Source organism: Micromonospora sp. NPDC000668 (genome assembly GCF_042897975.1).
Taxonomy (GTDB): domain Bacteria; phylum Actinomycetota; class Actinomycetes; order Mycobacteriales; family Micromonosporaceae; genus Micromonospora.
This window is the reverse complement of sequence record NZ_JBIAYP010000007.1, coordinates 54,177-75,373: the sequence shown is the minus strand read 5'-3', so window position 1 is coordinate 75,373 and position 21,197 is coordinate 54,177. Positions and strand designations below refer to the sequence as shown.

The 21,197-nt window shown below is 69.1% G+C and carries 24 protein-coding genes and 2 pseudogenes; 16 read left to right on the top strand and 10 right to left on the bottom strand.

Annotated elements, in window-relative coordinates; translation table 11 throughout:
• Positions 1-18: 18 nt before the first annotated feature.
• The 8 genes from argC to argH are packed head-to-tail and all read left to right on the top strand — an operon-like array spanning position 19 to position 8,474.
• The gene (argC, locus tag ACFY29_RS30485) at positions 19-1,020 is read left to right on the top strand and encodes an N-acetyl-gamma-glutamyl-phosphate reductase (protein WP_386991683.1); all 1,002 of its coding nucleotides are present in this window, start codon (positions 19-21) and stop codon (positions 1,018-1,020) included.
• Positions 1,017-2,189 carry a bifunctional glutamate N-acetyltransferase/amino-acid acetyltransferase ArgJ gene (gene argJ / locus ACFY29_RS30480; RefSeq protein WP_386991681.1) on the top strand — a complete coding sequence of 391 codons (1,173 nt, stop codon included), beginning with the start codon at positions 1,017-1,019 and terminating at the stop codon, positions 2,187-2,189. Before argC ends, argJ begins: the two co-directional genes overlap by 4 nt.
• Entirely contained in the window at positions 2,186-3,073 is an 888-nt protein-coding gene (gene argB / locus ACFY29_RS30475; RefSeq protein WP_386991679.1) for an acetylglutamate kinase, read from the top strand. Before argJ ends, argB begins: the two co-directional genes overlap by 4 nt.
• On the top strand, positions 3,070-4,341 hold the full coding sequence (locus tag ACFY29_RS30470) for an acetylornithine transaminase (RefSeq protein ID WP_386991677.1): 1,272 nt from the start codon (positions 3,070-3,072) through the stop codon (positions 4,339-4,341). The genes argB and ACFY29_RS30470 overlap by 4 nt, the downstream gene beginning before the upstream one ends.
• The gene (gene argF, locus ACFY29_RS30465; protein ID WP_386991675.1) at positions 4,338-5,282 is read left to right on the top strand and encodes an ornithine carbamoyltransferase; all 945 of its coding nucleotides are present in this window, start codon (positions 4,338-4,340) and stop codon (positions 5,280-5,282) included. The genes ACFY29_RS30470 and argF overlap by 4 nt, the downstream gene beginning before the upstream one ends.
• Positions 5,279-5,794, top strand: a complete 516-nt coding sequence (locus tag ACFY29_RS30460; protein WP_386991673.1) for an arginine repressor — start codon at positions 5,279-5,281, stop codon at positions 5,792-5,794. The genes argF and ACFY29_RS30460 overlap by 4 nt, the downstream gene beginning before the upstream one ends.
• Positions 5,791-7,002 (top strand): argininosuccinate synthase, encoded by a 1,212-nt coding sequence (locus tag ACFY29_RS30455; RefSeq protein WP_328414162.1) that lies wholly within the window; start codon positions 5,791-5,793, stop codon positions 7,000-7,002. Before ACFY29_RS30460 ends, ACFY29_RS30455 begins: the two co-directional genes overlap by 4 nt.
• Positions 7,003-7,010: 8 nt before the next feature.
• Positions 7,011-8,474, top strand: coding sequence for an argininosuccinate lyase (gene argH / locus ACFY29_RS30450; RefSeq protein ID WP_328426469.1), 1,464 nt, complete (start codon positions 7,011-7,013; stop codon positions 8,472-8,474).
• Positions 8,475-8,520: 46 nt separating this feature from the next.
• Here argH and ACFY29_RS30445 read toward each other — a convergent pair whose 3' ends face one another.
• The 6 genes from ACFY29_RS30445 to ACFY29_RS30420 all read right to left on the bottom strand — a co-directional run bounded on the left by ACFY29_RS30445 (position 8,521) and on the right by ACFY29_RS30420 (position 12,066).
• Positions 8,521-8,874 (bottom strand): MmcQ/YjbR family DNA-binding protein, encoded by a 354-nt coding sequence (locus tag ACFY29_RS30445; protein WP_355605879.1) that lies wholly within the window; start codon positions 8,872-8,874, stop codon positions 8,521-8,523.
• Between the two features lie 86 nt (positions 8,875-8,960).
• Complete coding sequence (locus ACFY29_RS30440) at positions 8,961-9,386, bottom strand: DNA-binding protein (protein ID WP_386991670.1); 426 nt, start codon at positions 9,384-9,386, stop codon at positions 8,961-8,963.
• 214 nt (positions 9,387-9,600) lie between these two features.
• Positions 9,601-10,074: a GNAT family N-acetyltransferase gene (locus ACFY29_RS30435; protein ID WP_386991668.1), complete on the bottom strand. Its 474-nt coding sequence runs from the start codon at positions 10,072-10,074 to the stop codon at positions 9,601-9,603.
• A 34-nt stretch (positions 10,075-10,108) separates the two neighbouring features.
• Positions 10,109-10,570, bottom strand: a complete 462-nt coding sequence (locus ACFY29_RS30430) for a GNAT family N-acetyltransferase (RefSeq protein ID WP_386991666.1) — start codon at positions 10,568-10,570, stop codon at positions 10,109-10,111.
• 157 nt (positions 10,571-10,727) lie between these two features.
• Entirely contained in the window at positions 10,728-11,645 is a 918-nt protein-coding gene (locus ACFY29_RS30425; protein WP_386991664.1) for an NADP-dependent oxidoreductase, read from the bottom strand.
• 88 nt (positions 11,646-11,733) lie between these two features.
• Positions 11,734-12,066 (bottom strand): SDR family NAD(P)-dependent oxidoreductase, encoded by a 333-nt coding sequence (locus ACFY29_RS30420; protein WP_386991662.1) that lies wholly within the window; start codon positions 12,064-12,066, stop codon positions 11,734-11,736.
• A 408-nt stretch (positions 12,067-12,474) separates the two neighbouring features.
• Here ACFY29_RS30420 and msrB point away from each other — a divergent pair, with 408 nt between their 5' ends.
• The 5 genes and pseudogenes from msrB (at position 12,475) to ACFY29_RS30395 (ending at position 15,707) form a co-directional block, all read left to right on the top strand.
• On the top strand, positions 12,475-12,954 hold the full coding sequence (msrB, locus tag ACFY29_RS30415) for a peptide-methionine (R)-S-oxide reductase MsrB (RefSeq protein WP_386992023.1): 480 nt from the start codon (positions 12,475-12,477) through the stop codon (positions 12,952-12,954).
• Positions 12,955-12,963: 9 nt separating this feature from the next.
• Positions 12,964-13,470, top strand: coding sequence for a peptide-methionine (S)-S-oxide reductase MsrA (gene msrA, locus ACFY29_RS30410; RefSeq protein WP_386991660.1), 507 nt, complete (start codon positions 12,964-12,966; stop codon positions 13,468-13,470).
• Between the two features lie 420 nt (positions 13,471-13,890).
• Positions 13,891-14,547, top strand: a complete 657-nt coding sequence (locus tag ACFY29_RS30405; RefSeq protein WP_328414180.1) for a TetR/AcrR family transcriptional regulator — start codon at positions 13,891-13,893, stop codon at positions 14,545-14,547.
• Between the two features lie 59 nt (positions 14,548-14,606).
• Positions 14,607-14,807, top strand: a pseudogene (locus ACFY29_RS30400) (transposase family protein); the annotation flags it as partial.
• A gap of 471 nt (positions 14,808-15,278) precedes the next feature.
• Positions 15,279-15,707 carry an OsmC family protein gene (locus ACFY29_RS30395; protein ID WP_328414182.1) on the top strand — a complete coding sequence of 143 codons (429 nt, stop codon included), beginning with the start codon at positions 15,279-15,281 and terminating at the stop codon, positions 15,705-15,707.
• 170 nt (positions 15,708-15,877) lie between these two features.
• On the opposite strand, the gene ACFY29_RS30390 is transcribed toward ACFY29_RS30395, so the two are convergent.
• Both ACFY29_RS30390 and ACFY29_RS30385 read right to left on the bottom strand, forming a co-directional pair.
• Entirely contained in the window at positions 15,878-16,129 is a 252-nt protein-coding gene (locus tag ACFY29_RS30390) for a hypothetical protein (protein WP_386991658.1), read from the bottom strand.
• Positions 16,129-16,359 carry a hypothetical protein gene (locus ACFY29_RS30385; protein ID WP_328414184.1) on the bottom strand — a complete coding sequence of 77 codons (231 nt, stop codon included), beginning with the start codon at positions 16,357-16,359 and terminating at the stop codon, positions 16,129-16,131. Before ACFY29_RS30385 ends, ACFY29_RS30390 begins: the two co-directional genes overlap by 1 nt.
• Positions 16,360-16,385: 26 nt before the next feature.
• Here ACFY29_RS30385 and ACFY29_RS30380 point away from each other — a divergent pair, with 26 nt between their 5' ends.
• Positions 16,386-16,634, top strand: a complete 249-nt coding sequence (locus ACFY29_RS30380) for an MFS transporter (protein ID WP_386992021.1) — start codon at positions 16,386-16,388, stop codon at positions 16,632-16,634.
• Between the two features lie 96 nt (positions 16,635-16,730).
• Positions 16,731-18,608, top strand: a complete 1,878-nt coding sequence (nhaA, locus tag ACFY29_RS30375) for a Na+/H+ antiporter NhaA (protein WP_386992019.1) — start codon at positions 16,731-16,733, stop codon at positions 18,606-18,608.
• A gap of 37 nt (positions 18,609-18,645) precedes the next feature.
• Here the strand turns inward: nhaA and ACFY29_RS30370 are convergent, their stop codons facing one another.
• The gene (locus ACFY29_RS30370; RefSeq protein ID WP_386991656.1) at positions 18,646-19,017 is read right to left on the bottom strand and encodes a MerR family DNA-binding transcriptional regulator; all 372 of its coding nucleotides are present in this window, start codon (positions 19,015-19,017) and stop codon (positions 18,646-18,648) included.
• A 416-nt stretch (positions 19,018-19,433) separates the two neighbouring features.
• Between ACFY29_RS30370 and ACFY29_RS30365 the strand changes: the two are divergent.
• A pseudogene (locus tag ACFY29_RS30365) lies at positions 19,434-19,684 on the top strand (ISL3 family transposase); the annotation flags it as partial.
• 456 nt (positions 19,685-20,140) lie between these two features.
• On the opposite strand, the gene ACFY29_RS30360 reads toward ACFY29_RS30365, so the two are convergent.
• Positions 20,141-21,004, bottom strand: a complete 864-nt coding sequence (locus ACFY29_RS30360; protein WP_386991654.1) for an SDR family oxidoreductase — start codon at positions 21,002-21,004, stop codon at positions 20,141-20,143.
• Positions 21,005-21,197 lie beyond the last annotated feature (193 nt).

Sequence of the window (21,197 nt, the reverse complement as noted above, 5' to 3'; positions counted from 1 at the left end):
AGTCATGCGGAGGTGAGTATGGGAATCCGAGTCGCGGTCGCCGGAGCGAGCGGCTACACCGGGGGTGAATTGCTGCGCCTGGTCGCCGGGCACCCGGAGTTCGACCTGGTGGCCGCCACCGCGCACCGCCAGGCCGGGCACCGCGTCGACGTGGTGCACCCGCAGCTCACCGGTCTGGACCTGGTGCTCGGCGAGACCGACCCGGCGACCCTGGCCGACGCGGACCTGGTCTTCCTGGCCCTGCCGCACGGTGAGTCGGCGGCTCTTGCTGCCCAATTGCCGGCCGATGTCCGGATCGTGGACCTCGGCGCCGACCACCGGCTCGCCGACCCGTACGCCTGGGCGCAGTACTACGGCGGCACGCACGCCGGACAGTGGACCTACGGCCTGCCCGAGCTGCCCGGCCAGCGGGAGCTGATCGCCGGCTCCACCCGGGTGGCGAACACCGGCTGCTACGCCGCCGCGATCACCCTGGCGCTCGCGCCGCTGATCGCGGCCGGTGCGGCCAGCCCCGCCGACGTGGTGGTGGTCGCCGCCTCCGGCACCTCCGGCGCCGGGCGGGCCGCCAAGCCGCACCTGCTGGGCAGCGAGGTGATGGGGGACCTGTCGCCGTACCGGGTCGGCACCCACCAGCACGTACCGGAGATCAAGCAGGCCGCCGGGGCGACCAGCCTGTCGCTCACCCCGGTGCTGGCGCCGATGTCGCGCGGCATCCTGGCCACGGTCACCGCGACGCCGGCGCGCGGTGTCGACCCGCAGCAGGTGCTGGCCCAGGCGTACGCGGACGCGCCGTTCGTGCACGTGCTGCCGGAGGGTCGTTGGCCGCACACCGGCGCCACCCTTGGCTCGAACTCCTGCCACCTGCAGGCCACCGTCGACGTCGACTCCGGCCGTCTGATCGTGCTCAGCGCGTTGGACAACCTGGGCAAGGGCGCGGCCGGCCAGGCCGTCCAGAACGCCAACCTGATGCTCGGCCAGCCGGAGACGACAGGGCTTTCCGTCTGGGGGGTTGCCCCGTGAGCGTCACCACCCCTCGGGGGTTCCGGGCGGCCGGGGTGGCCGCCGGGCTGAAGGCCAGCGGTGGCGCGGACGTCGCGCTGGTGGTCAACGACGGCCCGGACGCCGGGGTCGCCGGCGTCTTCACCACCAACCGGGTCAAGGCGGCACCGGTGCGCTGGACCCAGCAGGTCGTGCACGGCGGCGTGGTCCGCGCGGTGGTGCTCAACTCCGGTGGCGCCAACGCCTGCACCGGCCCGGCCGGTTTCCAGGACACCCACGCCACCGCCGAGCACACCGCCGCCGCGCTGACCTCGGTCAGCCCACGGTTGATCCTCGGCGCCGGCGAGGTGGCGGTCTGCTCCACCGGCCTGATCGGTGAGCGGCTGCCGATGCCGAAGCTGCTGCCCGGGGTCCGCTCGGCGATCCGGGGTCTGTCCCGTGACGGCGGTCCGGCCGCCGCCGAGGCGATCATGACCACGGACACCCGGCCGAAGACCACGGTGGCCCGGGGCAGCGGCTGGACGGTCGGCGGTATGGCCAAGGGCGCCGGGATGCTCGCGCCGGGGATGGCCACCATGCTCTGTGTGCTGACCACCGACGCGGTGGCCGGGCCGGCGACCCTGGACGAGGCGCTGCGCGCGGCCACCCGGGTCAGCTTCGACCGGGTCGACTCCGACGGCTGCATGTCCACCAATGACACGGTGCTGCTGCTGGCCAGCGGCGCGAGTGGCATCGAGCCGACTCCGGCCGAGCTGACCGCCGCGGTCACCGCGGCCTGTCACGACCTGGCCCAGCAGTTGATCGCCGACGCCGAGGGCGCCACCAAGCAGATCGCCATCGACGTGGTCGGTGCGGTCGACGAGGACGACGCGGTCGAGGTGGGCCGCTCGGTGGCCCGCAACAACCTGGTCAAGACCGCGCTGTTCGGCAACGACCCGAACTGGGGCCGGATCCTCGCCGCCGTCGGCACCACCGCCGCCGCGTTCGAGCCGGACGGGGTGGACGTGGCGGTCAACGAGGTGTGGGTGTGCAGGGCCGGCGCCGCCGCCGAGGACCGCTCGAAGGTCGACCTGACCGGGCGGGACGTGACCATCCGGATCGACCTGCACGCCGGCACGTCGGCCGCGACGATCTGGACCAACGACCTGTCCCACGCCTACGTGCACGAGAACTCGGCGTACTCCACATGAGCCTCAGCACCGACCTCACCCGGGCCCAGGTCAAGGCGGAGGCGCTGATTGAGGCGCTGCCCTGGCTGGCTCGTTTCTCCGGCTCCACGGTGGTGGTCAAGTACGGCGGCAACGCCATGACCGACCCCGAGCTGCAGCGGGCGTTCGCCGCCGACATGGTCTTCCTGCGCTACGCCGGCCTCAAGCCCGTGGTGGTGCACGGCGGCGGCCCGCAGATCTCCGCCATGCTGGGCCGGCTCGGCATCGCCAGCGAGTTCCGGGGTGGGCTGCGGGTGACCACCGCCGAGGCGATGGACGTGGTCCGGATGGTCCTGGTCGGGCAGGTGGGCCGGGAGCTGGTCGGGCTGATCAACTCGCACGGCCCGTTCGCCGTGGGTCTCTCGGGCGAGGACGCCCGGCTGTTCACCGCGGTACGCCGCCCCGCGTACGTGGACGGGTTGCCGGTCGACGTCGGCCAGGTCGGCGACGTCGAGTCGGTCGACGTGTCGGCGGTGACCGACCTGATCGGGGCCGGCCGGATCCCGGTGATCTCCACGGTCGCGCCGGACGCCGACGGTGTGCTGCACAACCTCAACGCGGACACCGCCGCCGCCGCGCTGGCCGTCGCGTTGCAGGCCCGCAAGCTGGTCGTGCTCACCGACGTGGCTGGCCTGTACGCCGACTGGCCGGACACCACCAGCCTGATCTCCGAGATCAACACCGACGACCTGGCGAAGCTGCTGCCCAGCCTCGAATCGGGGATGGTGCCCAAGATGGAGGCCTGCTTGCGGGCGGTGGGCGGGGGAGTGCCTGCCGCACACGTCGTCGATGGTCGGGTGGCGCACTCCACGTTGCTCGAGGTCTTCACCTCGGAAGGGTTCGGAACGATGGTGATTGCGGCATGAGCACGTTGGTGCAGCGCTGGGCCCAGTCCATGATGGACAACTACGGCACCCCGCCGCTGGCGTTGGTCTCCGGCGCCGGTGCGGTCGTGGTCGACGACGCCGGCCGGGAGTACCTCGACCTGGTGGGCGGGATCGCGGTGAACGCGCTCGGCCACGCCCACCCGGCCGTGGTGGCCGCAGTCTCCAAGCAGGTCGCCACCCTCGGGCACGTCTCCAACCTCTACGTCGCCGAGCCGCCGGTCGCGCTGGCCGAGCTGCTGCTGGCGCTCGCCGGCCGGCCCGGCCGGGTCTTCTTCGCCAACTCCGGCGCGGAGGCGAACGAAGCGGCGTTCAAGCTCTCCCGGCGGACCGGCCGCAGCCACGTGGTCGCCACCCGGGGCGGGTTCCACGGCCGCACCATGGGGGCCCTCGCGCTGACCGGCCAGCCGGCCAAGGCCGACCCGTTCCGCCCGCTGCCCGGCGACGTGACCCACGTCGACTACGGCGACGTCGCCGCCCTCGACGCGGCGGTCACCGACGCCACCGCCATGGTGATCCTGGAGCCGATCCAGGGCGAGGCCGGCGTGGTCGTGCCGCCGGCCGGCTACCTCGCCGCGGCGCGGAAGATCACCGCCCGGCACGGCGCGCTGCTGGTGCTCGACGAGGTGCAGACCGGCATCGGTCGTACCGGACACTGGTTCGCCCACCAGGCCGAGGGCGTGGAGCCGGACGTGGTCACCCTGGCCAAGGGGCTGGGCGGCGGGCTGCCGCTCGGCGCCACGCTGGCCTTCGGCCGGGCCGCCGACCTGCTCACCCCGGGCTCGCACGGCACCACCTTCGGCGGCAACCCGGTCAGCTGCGCCGCCGCGCTCGCCGTGGTGGCGACCATCGCCAACGAAGGGCTGCTCGACCACGTGAAGCGGGTCGGCGAGCGGCTGCGCGGCGGGATCGAGGCGTTGGACCACCCGCTGGTCGCCGGGGTGCGGGGCGCCGGGTTGCTGCTCGGTGTGGCGCTCACCGCGCCGGTGGCGCCGGTGCTGTCCGAGGCGCTGCGCGAGGCCGGTTTCCTGGTCAACCCGGTGCAGCCGGGCGTGGTCCGGCTCGCCCCGCCGCTGATCCTCACCACCGCCCAGGTGGACGCCTTCCTCGCCGCGCTGCCCACCGCCCTGAACGCGTCAACCCCCGCCACTGCCGCAGATCTCGGAGGGGACCTGCCCTCCCAGGGGTCGGCAGCTTCCAAGAACTCCGCGCCGACCACCGCCACCGCCACGACGGGAACGACCCCATGACCCGGCATTTCCTGCGCGACGACGACCTCTCGCCCGCCGAGCAGGCCATGGTGCTCGACCTGGCCGCGCGGATGAAGGCGGACCGGTTCGGCCACCGGCCGCTGGCCGGGCCGCGCTCGGTGGCGGTGCTCTTCGACAAGCAGAGCCTGCGGACCCGGATCTCGTTCGACGCCGGGATCGCCGAGCTGGGCGGCCACCCCCTCATCGTGGACACCCAGCTCACCCACTTCGGACGGGGCGAGACGCTGGCCGACGCCGGGCGGGTGCTGTCCCGCTACGTCGCGGCCATCGTGCTGCGCACCCACGGCGACGACCGGATCGCCGAGGTGGCGGCGGGCGCGAGCGTGCCGGTGATCAACGCACTCACCGACGGCTTCCACCCCTGCCAGCTGCTGGCCGACCTGTTGACCGTTCGCGAGCGGTGCGGTGGCACGGCCGGCCGCACGCTGGCCTACGTGGGGGACGGCGGCAACAACATGGCGCAGTCGTACCTGCTGGCGGGGGTGACGGCCGGGATGCACGTGCGGATCGCCGGGCCGGCCGGCTTCGCACCGGACCCGGCCGTGGTGGACCGGGCGGCGGAGATCGCCGCCGGCACCGGCGGGTCGGTGCGGGTGCTGACCGATCCGGGTCAGGCGGTACGTGACGCCGACGTGGTGGCGACCGACACCTGGACCTCGATGGGTCAGGAGGACGACGGGCTGGACCGGATCACCCCGTTCCTGCCGTACCAGGTCAACAAGGAACTGCTCGGCCAGGCCGCGCCGGACGCGATCGTGCTGCACTGCCTGCCCGCGCACCGGGGCGAGGAGATCAGCGATGAGGTGTTCGACGGCCCGCAGAGCGCGGTCTTCGACCAGGCCGAGAACCGGCTGCACGCCCAGAAGGCGCTGCTGACCTTCCTGCTGGGGGCCGACGGCGTAACCGGGGAGACCCGATGACCGCTCCGTTGACCCGCGCCGCCCGGCACGCCCGGATCGTCGAGCTGATCCGTGACCGGGTGGTCCGCTCGCAGACCGAACTGGCCGACCTGCTGGCCAGCGACGGCGTCGGGGTCACCCAGGCCACCCTCTCGCGGGACCTGGAGGAGCTCGGCGCGGTCAAGGTGCGCGGCGGCGACGGGCCGGCGGTCTACCTGATCCCCGAGGACGGCCACCGGCCGCTGCGCGACGCCGAGGCGGCCCCCGCCCGGCTGGTGCGGCTGCTGCGCGAGCTGCTCAACGGGGTCGACTCCAGCGGCAACATCGCCGTGCTGCGTACCCCACCGGGTGCAGCCCAATACCTGGCCAGCGCGTTGGACCGAGCGGGCCTGCCCGAGATCGTCGGCACCATCGCCGGCGACGACACCATCCTCGTCGTGGCCCGCGAGGCCGTCGGCGGGGCCGCACTCGGCGAGAAGCTCGCCGGCTGGGCCCGCAGGGAAGACACCGTTGAAGGGAGCACCACACCATGACCGAGCGGGTCGTCCTGGCGTACTCCGGAGGGCTGGACACCTCCGTCGCCATTCCTTACCTGGCCGAGCAGACCGGCGCCGAGGTGATCGCGGTAGCGGTCGACGTCGGGCAGGGCGGCGAGGACCTTGACGCCATCCGGCAGCGCGCGCTGGACTGCGGCGCCGCCGAGTCCGAGGTGGTCGACGCGCGCGACGAGTTCGCCGCCGACTACTGCCTGCCGGCCATCCGGGCCAACGCCCTCTACATGGACCGCTACCCGCTGGTCTCGGCGCTGTCCCGGCCGCTGATCGTCAAGCACCTGGTGGCCGCGGCGCGTCAGTACGGCGGGACGATCGTCTCGCACGGCTGCACCGGCAAGGGCAACGACCAGGTCCGGTTCGAGGTGGGCTTGAACGCGCTCGCCCCCGACCTGAAGATCATCGCGCCGGCCCGGGACTTCGCCTGGACACGGGACAAGGCGATCGCCTTCGCCGAGGAGAAGGGGCTGCCGATCGACGTCTCGGCGAAGTCGCCGTACTCCATCGACCAGAACCTGTGGGGACGCGCGGTGGAGACCGGGTTCCTGGAGGACATCTGGAACGCCCCGATCGAGGACCTCTACTCGTACACCGACGACCCGGCGCAGGACCGCGACGCCGACGAGGTCGTGATCACCTTCGACGCCGGCGTACCGGTGGCCATCGACGGTGAGACGGTCACCCCGTACCAGGCGATCCTGGAGCTGAACCGGCGCGCCGGGGCGCAAGGCGTGGGCCGGCTCGACATGGTCGAGGACCGGCTGGTCGGCATCAAGAGCCGCGAGGTGTACGAGGCTCCCGGCGCGATCGCGCTGATCACCGCCCACCAGGAGCTGGAGGCGGTCACCGTGGAGCGGGACCTGGCCCGGTTCAAGAAGGGCGTCGACCAGCGCTGGGGTGAGCTGGTCTACGACGGCCTGTGGTTCTCGCCGCTGAAGGACTCGCTGGACGCGTTCATCGACGACGCGCAGCAGCACGTGAGCGGCGAGGTGCGGATGACCCTGCACGGCGGCCGGGCCACCGTCACCGGCCGGCGCTCCGAGGCGAGCCTCTACGACTTCGGAATGGCCACCTACGACACCGGCGACACCTTCGACCAGTCCCTGGCCAAGGGTTTCGTGCAGCTGTGGGGCCTGCCGAGCCGGATGGCCGCCGCGCGGAACGCCCGGCTGGGCGGCTCCGGCCAGTGACCCCCACAATGGGCGGCGTGGACGACAAGAGCCTGACCGAGAACAGCGCCGCCACCAACCGGACGAGCCTGTGGGGTGGCCGGTTCGCCGGCGGCCCCGCCGAGGCGCTCGCCCGGCTGTCGGTGAGCGTGCAGTTCGACTGGCGCCTGGCCCCGTACGACATCGCCGGTTCCCGGGCGCACGCCCGGGTGCTGGCGGGCGCCGGCCTGCTCGACCCCGACGAGCTGGGCCGGATCCTGGCCGCCCTGGACGACCTGGAGGCCGCCTGCGCCTCCGGGGCGTTCCGTCCCACGGTCGACGACGAGGACGTGCACACCGCGCTGGAGCGCGGGCTGCTGGAGCGGCTGGGCAGCCTCGGCGGCAAGCTGCGCGCCGGCCGGTCCCGTAACGACCAGGTCGCCACCGACCTGCGGCTCTACCTGCGCGACCACGCCCGGGGCGTGGCCAGCCGGCTGGTCGAGCTGGCCGATGCGCTGGTCGAGCAGGCCGAGCGGCACGTCGACACCGCCGCGCCCGGCATGACCCACCTGCAGCACGCCCAGCCGGTCACCTTCGGGCACTGGCTGCTCGCCCACGTGCAGCCGCTGCTGCGTGACCTGGAGCGGCTGCGTGACTGGGACCACCGGGCGGCGATCAGCCCGCTGGGCGCCGGCGCGCTGGCCGGCTCCGGGCTGCCGCTCGACCCGGTGGCCGTGGCCAAGGAGTTGGGCTTCCGCACGTCGTTCGCCAACTCCATGGACGCCGTCGCCGACCGGGACTTCGTCGCCGAGTTCCTCTTCACCACCGCCCTGATCGGGGTGCACCTGTCCCGGCTCGGCGAGGAGGTGGTGCTCTGGACCTCGCACGAGTTCGGCTGGGTGGAGCTGGACGACGCGTTCGCCACCGGCTCGTCGATCATGCCGCAGAAGAAGAACGCGGACATCGCCGAGCTGGCCCGGGGCAAGTCCGGCCGGCTGGTCGGCGGCCTGATGGCCGTCCTCACCATGCTCAAGGGTCTGCCGATGACCTACGACCGGGACATGCAGGAGGACAAGGAGCCGGCCTTCGACGCGGTCGACACCCTGGAGCTGCTGCTGCCGGCGCTGGCGGGGATGATCTCCACGATGACCGTGCGGGTGGACCGGCTGGTGGCCGCCGCGCCGGTCGGCTTCTCGCTGGCCACGGAAGTGGCCGACTGGCTGGTCCGCAGGGGCGTGCCGTTCCGTGACGCGCACGAGATCACCGGCCGGCTGGTGGCGCTCTGCGCGGTCCGGGAGTGCGAGCTGGAGGAGGTCTCCGACGCCGATCTGGCCGCGGTCAGCGAGCACCTCGACCCGTCGGTGCGCGATGTGCTCTCGGTCCGTTCGGCCCTCGCGGCCCGGACCACCCCCGGCTCCACCGGCCCCGGCCCGGTCGCCGACCAACTGGCCGCCGCCGCGGACCGGCTGGTCGGCTGGCGGGAGTGGGCCACCGAGCGGGTCGTACCCCGCTGATCCTGCCGTGGCGCCGGCGCGACTCGCCGCCGGCGCCGCGGTCCGTTCAGGCCGTCGGGCGCTCCCGCTTCGGGAGCTTGGCCACCACCATGTCGTACGACGCGTCGACCGCCTCGGTGAGCTCGTCCTCGTCGATCCCGCCGTCCAGGCGCAGGGTGTTCCACCCGGACCGGCCGATGTAGGCCATCACCCGGGCGTCGTCGGGGTGGCGGTGCAGCCACTCGTCGGCGACCTCACGGGTCTGGCCGCACTTCACCCCGACCGTCGGGTTTCCCTCTCCGTTGCCGAGGAAGGCGAAGATCCGGCCGCCGACCTTCACCACCTCGTCGCCCTCCCATGGCCGGTCCAGCCACGCCCCCGGCTTGGCCAGGCAGTACGCCAGCATCTCCGCGCGCTCCATGGGTGCCTCCCGGAATCGTCGTGCGCACAGTCTGCGCGCCCGGCCGGCGTGCGGCATGCCAGTCGGCCGGGCGGGTCGCCACGCCGTCAGCGTGTCTGCTCGGCCGAGCGGGCGGCGACCCGCTCGTAGCGCTGTCGGGCGGCCTGCGCGCTGCCCAGGCCCAGCCCGTACGCGATGGCCTGCCAGGTCAGCCCCCGGTCGCGGGCCAGCGTCAACAGCCCGGCTTCCAGGGCGTCCAGCTCCGCGCGGACGTGCGGCAGCAGGGTCAGCGCGGCCGTGAGGTCGGCGCCGTCGACCGGCTCCTCCGTGGGCTCCCGCTCGGCTCCGCCCGCGGCCAGGGCGGTGACCAGGGCCACCGCCTCCCACGGGTCCAGCACGTACGGATGCGCCCAGCGCCCTCGCTGAGCGTCGGTGCCGGCGTGTCGCTCGCTGATCCGTTGCAGCGCCTCGTGGGTGCGGTGGGCGCGGACACGGGCCGGGTTCGGCGCGGTGAACGGGTCGTCGGTCGTCATGGTCCGATCACAGCTCATCAACGCAGTCTTGTCAACAGAATGTTGAAAGACGCCCCGACCGGCGCCGACGGCCGGATGGTCTTGCCCTTGACCGGCCCGGTCGGGTTGAAGGCGGCAACGGCGTCGTCGAGGGTCGCGACGTTGCCGATGTTCGTCCGCAGTCGCCCATCCCGGACCCGCTGGACGACTCGAACGACGTCTGAACGCCGGACGGCTACGTCATGTCGTTCTCGAACGCGGTGAGCTCCTCGTCGTGGTCGCCTTCCGCGGGTTCGTGCTGGGGGTAGGCGCCGGCGCCGGGATGGACCTTGTCGATGAGATCGAGGTATTCCGGGTTGCGGGCAATGAACTCACCCACGACCGGGCAGATGACGGTGATCTTCTTCCCGCTCTCGCGGATCTCGTCCAGCACGCGAGCGATGAGCTCCGTGGCCACCCGATTGCGTCGGTAGGCGGGGTCGACCCAGGTCGTTAGCAGCACGACACGGCCGCCCACGAACCGGTACGGGAGCTCGGCGATCGCTTCGGCGCCGAGGGCGGCGATCCAGCGACCGCGCTCCGCGTCGTTGATGACATCGAGCTCCCAGCTGGATTCCACCTCGCTGAGACTTGTCTCGTTCAGAGCAGCGATGAGCACCGCGTTGTTCTCTTCCCGGGTGGCCGCCTCGGCCTCGAGATTGATCGTCATTGTCACACTTCTGTTGGGGGGCTAATAGGTGGGTTTAGGACAAATGGGTGTGACCCTGGGTCACCCCCGGGTGCTCGGGGTCGATGAGGTCGGCGTACTCGGGGTTGTGCTCGATGAAGGTGCGCACGATCGGGCACCTGATGGTGACCGTCTTGCCTTGCACGCGCACGTCGTCCAGGACGCGTCGGATCAGCTCGGTGGCGATGCCCTGTTTGCGGAACTCGGGGAACACCGAGGTGGCCAGCAGCACGAGTCGGTCGTCTCCGGCGACGTTGTAGGTCAGCCCGGCCACCTCTCGGTCCCCGACGATGGCGTCGTAGATGCCGAGTTTCTCGTCGTTGACGACTTGGAAGTCGAACGCGGGGGCGTGGGGATCGTCGATTACCTCGTCGATGAGGACGGCCTGGTCCTGGCTGAGGGTGCCTTTCTCGTCGGGGTATCCGGCCTCGTCGGGGTACTCGACGGCGTAGCGGGTCGGCTCGGTTGGGTCGGTCATCGGGGTGTGCCTTCGTTGATGGTCATCAGATCACTCTCGGGTCGTGGCGGTAGTCGTACTCGCCCAGCCGCATGTCGTCGAGGGGACGTGAAGGCCCAGCCATCGACGTACTTCTCGCTCCTGCGGGGTCGTTCTCGTGCTTGGGTGTGCCGAGTCCTTACGAGCGAACGCGGATGATCGTCTTTCCCTTGATCCGCTCGGTCGGGTTGAAGGCGGCGACGGCGTCGTCGAGGGTCGCGACGTTGCCGATGTTCGTCCGCAGTCGTCCGTCCCGCACCCGCCGGACGATCTCGCCCAGTTGGGCGCGATCGGACACGACGACGAAATCGACCGCTAGTCCGTCCGCGGGCCGCGCCTCGGGCGGCCCGACGACAGACACCAGCGTTCCTCCGGCTCGAATCAGGCCTGCGGACCGCTTCCCGATGTCACCGCCGATGACATCGAAAACCAGATCGACTCCGCCGACGTCTTCCAGGGCGTCGTTGCTGAGGTCGACGAACTCCTGCGCGCCGAAGTCGAGCGCGGTCTGACGGTCGGCAGCGCGTCCGGTGCCGATGACGTAGGCGCCGAACTCATGTGCGAGCTGCGTCACCATCGAACCGACTGCGCCGGCCGCGCCGTGCACGAGGACGCTCTGCCCCGCCTGAAGGCGGCCGTGCTCGAACAGTCCCTGCCACGCGGTCAGGCCCGAGATCGGCAGGCTCGCGCCCACCGTGAAGTCGACGTCGGCGGGCAGCGGCGCGAGGTTACGCGCCTCGACGGCCACATACTCCGCCAAGGTGCCGTCGCGAGTCCAGTCCGTGAGGCCGAACACCCGCTGTCCCACAGACAGTCCCGTCGTGCCATAGCCGAGAGCGGTGACCACTCCGGCCAGCTCGTGCCCAGGGATCGACGGCGTCCGGTCACGGCCGAGGCGATCGGTCCAGGTCGAGGGCCACGCCATCTCAGTCGGGACGAATCCCGACGCATGAACCTGAACGACGACGTCGTTCAGCGCCGGTTCCGGCTCGGGCCGCTCCACCAGCGTCATCCCGGCCGTTCCCGCAGCCTCGTCCGTCACCACAATCGCCTTCATCTGGTACCTCCTTTTATCCAGTCCTCGTTTGCACGGTCACGAGGAGCAAATTTCGTTTAACAGCATTAGCGGCGCTCGCCTCGGCGTCTTACCACGCTGATCGGTAGCGGTTGTGGCGCGAGGGTGTCGAGGAACGAGCGCGACAGCGAAGTCGTCGGTAGGACGGCGCCGGGGTCGAGGCCCCGCTGGCGCGATCCCGGCGTTTCGTGTCGACCTGGTCGCGGTCGGTCAGCTCGGCTGTGATGCCCCATGCCTTTCCGTTCTGCGACAAGGCGCCGACCGCGGCCCCGACCTTGTCCTGGTCTCGGCCCGTGATCACGCCGGTGCCGCCCCCGGCGACGACTTGGTGGGCCGTGGCGAGGCCCATGCCGCTGCTGCCGCCGACGACCACGGCCTTACGGCCCTCGAAACTCTCACTCATGACAGTTGTTCCTTACCCACTGAATGGCGATTTGTGTTTGGCAGCAACCGGTTCCCCGGGAGTGGCGCGACGTCCGTAGAACTCGGCGCCGGTGGGCAAGTCGGACCGTTCGTCGCTAGCGGAGGCACACAGCCGGACGCCCCGAACCTAGTCGCGGTAGAACTGGTCGGTCAAGTCCACTCTTGGGGTCAAGCGGATGCTACTGTGACGGCGAAGTGTCCCAGGTCAACCACCGTAACGACGGCACCCAATCGGCCCCGCCCGGGCATTCTGTCCGGACTCTATGGTCCACAAAAGGTGAGGGCTGCGGGAATACAACCGGTCCGTAGGGTGTCTGTACATTCGCGCGTCCAGGTGCGTTTCGCCTGGTTCCTCAGCTTCACGCCGAAAGGCCGGGAAGGGAGAGCTTTGCGCCAGCAGACCCAGTACCATAAGAACCCGGAGGCCGTTTCGCGGCTCGACCCGGAGCAGTACCGCGTGACCCAGCAGGACGGCACCGAGCGCGCGTTCGCCAACGCCTACTGGGACAACCACGAGCCCGGCATCTACGTCGACGTCGTGTCCGGCGAGCCGCTGTTCGCATCGGTCGACAAGTACGACAGCAACTCCGGCTGGCCGAGCTTCACGAAGCCGGTCGCCAGGACGAACGTCGTCGAGCGCGAAGACTCCAGCCACGGGATGATCCGGACTGAGGCCCGCTCGCGGCACGGGGACAGCCACCTCGGCCACGTCTTCAACGACGGTCCCCCCGACAAGGGTGGACTGCGCTACTGCATCAACTCCGCGTCGTTGCGGTTCATCCACCTCGACCACCTGGAGAACGCAGGGTACGGCGAATACCGCACCCTGTTCAGGAGTGACACCAAAACTGACACCGACGACAAGTAGGGAGACGACGTGACCACCGAAAAGGCGATCCTCGCTGGCGGCTGCTTCTGGGGCATGGAGGAGTTGTTCCGCCGCCAGCCCGGCGTCGTGTCCACGCGCGTCGGCTACAGCGGTGGCGACGTCCCGAACGCCACCTACCGCGACCACGGCACCCACGCGGAGTCCATCGAGGTCGTCTACGACACCGAGAAGACCAACTTCCGCGCGCTGCTCGAGTTCTTCTTCCAGGTGCACGACCCCTCGACGAAGAACCGCCAGGGCAACGACATCGGCATCAGCTACCGCTCGGCGATCTTCTACGCCAGCGACGAGCAGAAGCGGGTCGCCGAGGACACGATCGCCGACGTCGACGCCTCGGGCCTGTGGCCCGGCAAGGTCGTCACCGAGGTGACCCCGGCGGGCGACTTCTGGGAGGCTGAGCCCGAGCACCAGAACTACCTGCAGACCTACCCCAACGGTTACACCTGCCACTTCCCCCGCCCCGGGTGGAAGCTCCCGAAGCGGGCGGCGGCCTGACACCTCCGGCGCGCGGACCCCGGGTCTGCGCGCCGGCCAGGGATGTCTTCGTCTGCCGGGAGCGGGACACGCGACAGTGATTCCCTCTTGTTGTTTCATGGCCGCAGCCAGGATCAGCTGCGGGTGATGCGTGTGACGTGCAGACGCAGGTCAAAGAGGTTGACACGCGCTGACCTCCGGCGCGCCGCTCACGATGCATCGACCGAGCAACTCCTGAGCAGCAGCAACTTGCCACAGCGAGGACCAAGCAGTCCAGGAAGAGACCCGCCCTATCGATGATCTCGCGGACGGACACCCGTTCAATCAAGCCGTCGGCGCATACGTTCGTTCTTCACCATCACGCGAATGCGACATGACGCCGGATGGACTCCAAGGTCCCATTCTCCATGGGCTATCTGGCGCGCTGGATACACTTGACCGATGAGCGACGAGCAACTGGCTGCGCCGACGAATCAGCGGAGGATCAGTCAACGGGGCATCGCGACGCGAGAGCGGATCCTCGAGGCGGCGAACCGGCTAATGTTCGTGCGCGGAGTGAACGCGACGACCCTTGACGACGTCCGCGAGGCCAGCCAGACGAGCAAGTCTCAGCTCTACCGCCACTTCGCCGACAAGCAGGAGCTCGTGCGCGCGTTGGTCAAATATCGAGGCGCGCTTGTGCTTCAGCGCGAGCGCGGAGGGCTCGAACGACTGAGATCGTTCTCGGGGCTGGTCCGGTGGCGTAACGCGCTGGTCCAGGCCAACTCGCTGAACAACGGCAAATACGGGTGCGGCCTTGGGTCGATGGCTGTCGAGCTGTCCGATCAGGATGAGCAGGCTCGATCGATGCTGTCGGAGACGTTTGCGGCATGGGAAAAGCTGATCAGTGATGGTCTGCACCGGATGCGGGACAGCGGTGCACTGCGCCAGGACGCCGACCCGGAGAAGTTGGCCACGGGGTTGATGGCAGCTTTGCAAGGCGGCTACTTGCTGGCGAACGCCGCGCACAACGTCGCACCCATGGAAGTTGCTCTGGACATGGCGCTGGAAAACATCAGATCGTTCCTCTTGGAGCCGTCCGGCGAGCCGACCCGTTAATTGAGCCCTTTTCATCGTGATCAGGCTGGTCACGGCGGGTGCGAGCAGCCCGGAGATCGATGAGGGCGAGCCTCCGTAACCACCGCCAGCAGCGTCGATCCCGGTGGCGGCGCCTGGACCCCGCCCGGCAAGCCCTACTCACCCTCGCCCATCTGCGCAACGGCGACACCTACGCCCGCCTCGCAGCCGGGTTCGGCATCGGCGTCGCCACCGCCTGGCGCTACGTCCGCGAAGCTGTCGCTCTACTCGCCGCAGCGGCGCGGTGAGAAAGCTGCCATCGAGTCGTTCCTCGCGTCGTTGGATCGCCTCGTAGTGCGACTGTGGATCACCGAGCATCGATGTCACTCATGTCGTCCGGATTTGAGTCCGCCCGAGTCGCGGGAGGCGACGACGATCGCCCGCCCTGATGCGTGAACGACGGCATACCCTAGCCTTAACGGACCGATGAGTCCATCTCTGGGTTTGGCCTTGAGCGAGTTCAGCTGGGGCGTCTTGGTCCTAACCGCCTCTTAGTGCAGCTTAGACACAGTGACGTGATGGTTCACGAGGGCCGAGCGGTTCTGGCCACGAGCGATCAACTGGACTATCTAGTCCGCGAAGGCTAGCCTGCGGAGGTACCCGGTCACGGGGTTATACGCCCGGCCACAGCCCCCGCTCAGACTGCGGCTCGGCTGCTGCTGGACCCGCGTATCTGGACCGTCACTACCAGGATCTACAGGAAGGCACGGCTGATGGAAACCGATCGGGATCGTGTCGTCGCATCCGCCCGAGCTGTCCTTCCGGCCACTGAGCGCCGGCGCACGGACATGACCACCCGCGGCTTCACATTCGTCGCCGATGAACCGCACAACGGCGCACTCGGCGAAGGCCCGACGCCGACGGAGTACCTGTTGATGGCGCTCGCGTCGTGCACTGCTCAGACGCTGCGGCAGTATGTCGACTATAAGTACGACACCGCCGGTGACATCACCGTCGAGATCGACTACCACGAACCCGACCAGGAAGGCGCAGAGCGTTACCTGCAGCGCACGATCACGCTGAGTGAAGAACCTGACCCCGACGACTTGAAGGTGATGCATGACATTGCCGAGAAGTCCCCAGTGACCCTGCTGATTCAGTTCGCATGGAGCGTGAGGACAGAGTTCGTCGGGCCGCGCTGAAATCAGGCCGCTTGCTGCTCGGCGATCACGGCCGAGCAGCAACCGGTTGTCGTTCCGCCCCAGGCGGCGACAGTGTTTCCGTTGACCGCGACAGCTTGAACGCGATGCGGCGCCTTGCATGCGGCGCAGGTCCTGGTCCTGGCGGATGGCCGGTGACTCGTGCCGGCAGCTCAGGACTGAGTCGGTGCGGTCGGCTCGGTGACGGTGGAGCGTCTGCCGAGCAGGGCGAACTCGTCGGAGGTCGTGTCGTCGGGGATCGGCAGCCCGTGGCGCTGCAATGCCTGGTTCACGCGTGCCCGGACGAGGTCGCGGTAATGACGGGCCGTGCACGAGCCGTGCGCGTAGAGGTCGGCGTACGTGGAGAGCAGTTCGGGATACTGGCGGCGCAGCCAGGCGAAGAACAGGTCTGTGACGCCGCGCATCAGGTACAGCGGTGTCGGGAGAAGTTGCCTGCCCCTGCGTCGGCCAGGGTGCCGATCAACTCGTCGATCTGCTCGGTGCTGTCTGTCAGTTCGGGCAGGATCGGCGCGACGAACACAATGGGGTGAGGCCGGCGTCGCGCATGGCTCGCAGTGATCGGCCGGGCCACGGTGGACGGTGCGCCGGGTTCGAGCGAGCGTTGCAGTGCCTCGTCGAGGAAGGCGATGGACATGCCGAGCTCGACGTTGACGCGCTGAGCTGCGACAGCGAGCTGATCCAGGTCGCGGCCTGGCCGCGCTGATCCTGCTGGCCGGCGTGCTCGGCGACCGCTACGGCCACAGGCGAATCCTCCTCGTGGGTATCGCCGGGTTCACCATCGCGTCGATCATGTGCGCGGTCGTCCCGACCATGAACTCACTGATAGTCGCCCGCATCCTGCAGGGCATCGGCGGGCCTCGTCGCTCTCTGCGCAGTCGGCCACAGCTGGGGCAGCGCGATCAGTACTGAACCGAGAGGTCGCGTGCCCGCATTTGCGGCACGTGATCTAGCTATCCATGCTGGCCCGGCCAGCGCGTCGGAAGGTGACGTGTGACCGAAACCAAGATGAGCGACCGAACGATTTCGAAGCGGAATCTAGCGGCACCGCTGCGAGCCTTTCTGCGAACTGAGTCCGGCAGCGCCCGCGTGCTCGTGGCCGCCATCGTCGCCGCACTGCTCTGGGCCAACATCGACCTCGGCTCCTACGAAGCCGTCTGGCGCACCCAACTGTCCCTGCGCCTCGGGCACCTCGAGCTCTCCCGCGACCTGCACACCTGGATCAACAGCGGCTTGATGACTCTGTTCTTCCTGGTCGTCGGCCTTGAGGCGCGGCGCGAGTTCGACCTCGGCGACCTCCGCGACCGGCGACGTTTCGTGCTGCCCAGCGTGGCCGGCGTGATCGGCATGCTGATCCCGGTGCTGATCTTCCTGGTGATCAACCACGGCGGGCCGGGCGCGCATGGCTGGGGCGTGGCTATGTCGACCGACACCGCCCTCGCGTTGGGCCTGCTGGCACTGCTCGGCCGGGGCGTGCCCGACCGGGTCCGGATCTTCCTGCTCACCGTGTTCGTGGTCGACGACTTGATCGCACTCATCGTCATCGCCCTGGTCTACAGCGACGACATCAAGATGATGCCAATCGTGGTGGCCGTAGCGGCGTTCGCGGTCATGCTGGCCATCCGCGCAGCCGGCGTCCGACGTGGCTCGGCGTACGTGCCGGTCGCCATCGTGATGTGGGGCGCGCTGCTGGTCAGCGGAGTCGACCCGGTGGTGACCGGACTGGCCATCGGGTTGACCGCGTTCGCCTACTCTCCCGGCCGAGCTGAGCTCGAGCAGGTCAGCGGGCTGTTCCGGTCGTTCCGTGAGCAGCCGACGCCCACGCTCGCGCGTACGGCTTCGATCGGCCTCGCGAATACGCTGTCGCCCAACGACCGCCTTCAGCGCATCTACCACCCTTGGTCCAGCTACGTCATCGTGCCGCTGTTCGGCCTGGCCAACGCTGGCATCAGCATCGACGGTCCGTTCCTGGCCCAGGCGTTCACGTCGCCTGTCACCTGGGGCGTGCTGCTCGGGTATGTCGTCGGCAAGCCGCTCGCCGTGATCGGCACCTCGGCCGGGCTCACCTGGATCTCACACGGCCGCATCCGTCCGGCCGTGGGCTGGGCGGGCGTGCTCGGCAGCGGCACGATCGCCGGTGTCAGCTTCACGGTGTCGCTGCTGATCGCCAGCCTGGCCTTCACCGGCGACCAACTGGCCGAGGCCAAAGTCGGGGTGCTCAGCGCCGCGATCGTATCCTCAGCGCTGACCTGGAACGCGTTCCGCATCACCAACATGTTGCCCAGGGACAAGCGCACCCGGGCGCTCTTCGGCGACATGACGGAGCTGATCGACCTCATCCCAGGAGTCGACGAGAAGCAGGACCACGTCCGCGGCCCAGCCGGTGCGTCGGTAACGCTGGTGCAGTACGGCGACTTCCAGTGCCCGTACTGCGGGAAGGCCGAGCCAGTCGTCCGGCAGTTGCTGGGCCACGCCGACCTGCGTTTCGTGTGGCGTCACCTGCCTCTGTCAGACGTGCACCCGCAAGCCCGGCTAGCAGCCGAGGCCGCCGAAGCAGCGGCCGCTCAGGGCAAGTTCTGGCAGATGCACGACCTGCTGCTCGAACACCAGGACAAGCTGAACATCACTGATCTAATCAAATACGCCGGCGATCTCGGTCTGGATCAGAAACGCTTCCACGACGATCTGATAAGCCAGGCCCACGCCGGCCGCATCGAAAGCGACATCGACTCGGCCGACAACAGCGGAGTGTCCGGCACCCCGACGTTCTTCATCAACGGCCGTCGCCACTACGGCGCCTACGACATCACGGCCTTGACCGCCGCCATTCGTATGGCCCGAGCCCGGGCCCGCCTCGGCCGCGAAGCACCAGCGACCCGTAAATAAGCGCGTTCCGTTGACTCGACAGCACGCCGGTCGGCCGTCAGATCCTGCCGCGCGAACTCTTGCCTTGACGCGAAGCGATGGGAGCGTCAAGAGGATCCGACACCTCATCGAGGCTTGTGCAGAAGCGCCAGCGCGGCGTAGCCGATCGACGGGCGCCGGGACCGACGCCGAGTAGCGTCGTCACCAGCAGCGGGTGAATGACCCGTGCGGTCGCGACCTGCGACACGTCGTCGTAGCGGTATCCCGATACCGAATCGACCACTGCGGGTTCGAGTAGCCCCATTTCGTGATAGTTGCGCAGCTGCTTGACGCTCAGAAACGTCATCTTCGCGAACTCCCCGATACTCAGCTCCGCGCTCCCACGACCACCAACCTCCCCTCTCCCACGGGGGAGAGTCAACTGATCCACGGAACCGCACTGAAAGCCGCGTCGTGCCACATATCACCTGGCGTTCGCTTAGCCAGTGCCACTTGGGCGGGCAGCTAACTAACCGCACCGGGTTGGCGAGACGCCGCCCCGTGCGGGATGCGGTCGTACTCTTGCCGGCCGGCCGCCCCGGGCTGCCGAGGTGACCGCCGCTGAGCCGGACCCGCTGCTCTAACCAGCCCGGGACTGGCCGGGCGCCCGCCCCTTCCGTTCATCAGGACGAGTGACGCAGACCACTCCGTTGCCTCTCCTGTTTCTACGCGAAGGCGCCGATTAGTAGAGGTGAAGGGGCTCTTCACAGTTGAGGGTGTAGCGGGCGTTGGCGTGGCGTCCCGGGATAGACGTCGAGGTCTCCCGAGGATGGAAGTTCTCACGCTCACCATCCGGAAGACCTCGACGTGCCTGACGCTATCCGTCCTGCGGGCTTCGCCTGCCCGACCTGACCACGTTCTGCCGACTCGACGAGCTCGGCCTCGAAGTGATCGGCCAACGCCTCGAACCCGAGCGCGCGGTGCTTGCCTGCCGCGTCGTCGAACCCGACGACGGCACGGATCGATGGTGTCGTCGCTGCGGGTCCCAGAGAGCGTCACGTGACACCGTGCTCCGGCGACTCGCGCACGAGCCTCTGGGTTGGCGACCGACCGTGCTCGAACTGGGCCAGTACGTCGGCATGACGCTGAACCCTCCAGCGAGCACGGGCCTCCGCGCGACGCAGAACTTCATCGTCATCCGAAGCTCGCGCTCGTGCATTGCGAACGAGAAGGCACGACGCCGCCCGAAAACGAGAACGTCCGGCCACTCGTGGCCGCGGCGTTCGCACTACCCATCCATCTCACGGGCTACGTCGATGACCTGGCCGCCGAGAACCCCATCATCGACGCCGGCCCCACGGGCGAGGACCTGGTTGCGAACCAGATGGTAAACAACACACCGCACTGGCGGACTGCCTGGGCTGTCTACCGGCGGTGCCTGCGTGAATTGCTCGCGCGAGCTCCAGAACTCCCCGGGGGTAGCCGCGACGGCCTGGCGGAGGTCCGAGTCGCGCACCTGGCCAGCAAAGCCCTCAATTCCGAGATGTTCACCGTCCGAGAACTCCGAAGAGCGGCTAGGCCTGCAGAGCCGATGCGACGTTGGAGGACATGGGAGTGGTGGGTCGCCCCAAGAGGGTGGACAAGTCGCTCGTGATGTAGTCCAAGGTGCCGTGAGAGATCGCGACATCAGCGTCGACGATGAGCTCTACCACGGGTTCGGGCAATCCTGCCTGCTGCAGGACCTGTCGGTACTGCTCGGCTGGAAGGTCGGCGTAGGTGAGCGGTGTGCCCGACTGCGCTGCAGCCTCGGCTGCGAGTTCGGAAAGGGTCCAGGCGGTATCGCCGGTGAGGTCATAGACCTGCCCGGCCTGATCGTCGCGGGTCAAGATGATGGCTGCGGCTTCGGCAAGGTCCGCTCGGCTTGCCGCGGCCATCCGGCCATTGCCCGCGCTGCCGACGAGGGTGCCGCTACTGATGGCATTGCGGAGTGCGGCCGTGTGATTCTCGGCGTACCAGCCGTTCCGCAGGATGACAGCGGGCAGTCCGGATGCGGCGATGGCCTGCTCGGTGACCCGGTGGACGGGTGCCAATCCCATGGTGTTGGTGGGGGCGTGAGTCACTGATGTGTAGGCGAGGATGCCTACTCCGGACTCGATTGCCGCGTCGATCACCGCCTGGTGCTGCCGAATACGCGTGGCATCTGGACCTGTGGGAGCGGACACCAGCAGAACCTTGTCAGCGCCCGCGAAGGCTGGTAGCAGGGTCTCGGGCTGGTCGTAGTCCGCGAATCGGACATCAACTCCCAGGGTGGCCAACGCTGCTGCCTTGGCGGATTCTAGGTCGACGGCAACAATCTGACCGGCGGGTACTCCCTGGAGGAGCAGGTGGTTGATGACCTGGTGTCCGAGCTGGCCTGCGGCTCCGGTGACGGCAATCACGATTGGGTTCCTTCTGGTAGTGGGATGCACACATGACAACCAGGTTTGATCCGCTCTCCCCGAACCAGTTGGTGCAGTCGGAAGCGATGACGTTGCTCTTCAGACTGTGTCCAGCACGGACCTGCTGAGCGCCTCGCCCGCGGGGTTTCCGCCAAGGAGTGCGGGCCCGGTCTTGGATCTCGGCCCTCGGGGA

Coding starts and splice junctions, on each gene's coding strand:
- argC (WP_386991683.1), top strand. CDS start 19: ATGGGAATCCGAGTCGCGGTCGCCGGAGCGAGCGGCTACACCGGGGGT.
- argB (WP_386991679.1), top strand. CDS start 2,186: ATGAGCCTCAGCACCGACCTCACCCGGGCCCAGGTCAAGGCGGAGGCG.
- ACFY29_RS30470 (WP_386991677.1), top strand. CDS start 3,070: ATGAGCACGTTGGTGCAGCGCTGGGCCCAGTCCATGATGGACAACTAC.
- argF (WP_386991675.1), top strand. CDS start 4,338: ATGACCCGGCATTTCCTGCGCGACGACGACCTCTCGCCCGCCGAGCAG.
- ACFY29_RS30460 (WP_386991673.1), top strand. CDS start 5,279: ATGACCGCTCCGTTGACCCGCGCCGCCCGGCACGCCCGGATCGTCGAG.
- ACFY29_RS30455 (WP_328414162.1), top strand. CDS start 5,791: ATGACCGAGCGGGTCGTCCTGGCGTACTCCGGAGGGCTGGACACCTCC.
- argH (WP_328426469.1), top strand. CDS start 7,011: ATGGGCGGCGTGGACGACAAGAGCCTGACCGAGAACAGCGCCGCCACC.
- ACFY29_RS30445 (WP_355605879.1), bottom strand. CDS start 8,874: ATGGAGCGCGCGGAGATGCTGGCGTACTGCCTGGCCAAGCCGGGGGCG.
- ACFY29_RS30440 (WP_386991670.1), bottom strand. CDS start 9,386: ATGACGACCGACGACCCGTTCACCGCGCCGAACCCGGCCCGTGTCCGC.
- ACFY29_RS30435 (WP_386991668.1), bottom strand. CDS start 10,074: ATGACGATCAATCTCGAGGCCGAGGCGGCCACCCGGGAAGAGAACAAC.
- ACFY29_RS30430 (WP_386991666.1), bottom strand. CDS start 10,570: ATGACCGACCCAACCGAGCCGACCCGCTACGCCGTCGAGTACCCCGAC.
- ACFY29_RS30425 (WP_386991664.1), bottom strand. CDS start 11,645: ATGAAGGCGATTGTGGTGACGGACGAGGCTGCGGGAACGGCCGGGATG.
- ACFY29_RS30420 (WP_386991662.1), bottom strand. CDS start 12,066: ATGAGTGAGAGTTTCGAGGGCCGTAAGGCCGTGGTCGTCGGCGGCAGC.
- ACFY29_RS30405 (WP_328414180.1), top strand. CDS start 13,891: ATGAGCGACGAGCAACTGGCTGCGCCGACGAATCAGCGGAGGATCAGT.
- ACFY29_RS30395 (WP_328414182.1), top strand. CDS start 15,279: ATGGAAACCGATCGGGATCGTGTCGTCGCATCCGCCCGAGCTGTCCTT.
- ACFY29_RS30390 (WP_386991658.1), bottom strand. CDS start 16,129: ATGCGCGGCGTCACAGACCTGTTCTTCGCCTGGCTGCGCCGCCAGTAT.
- ACFY29_RS30385 (WP_328414184.1), bottom strand. CDS start 16,359: ATGTCCATCGCCTTCCTCGACGAGGCACTGCAACGCTCGCTCGAACCC.
- nhaA (WP_386992019.1), top strand. CDS start 16,731: ATGAGCGACCGAACGATTTCGAAGCGGAATCTAGCGGCACCGCTGCGA.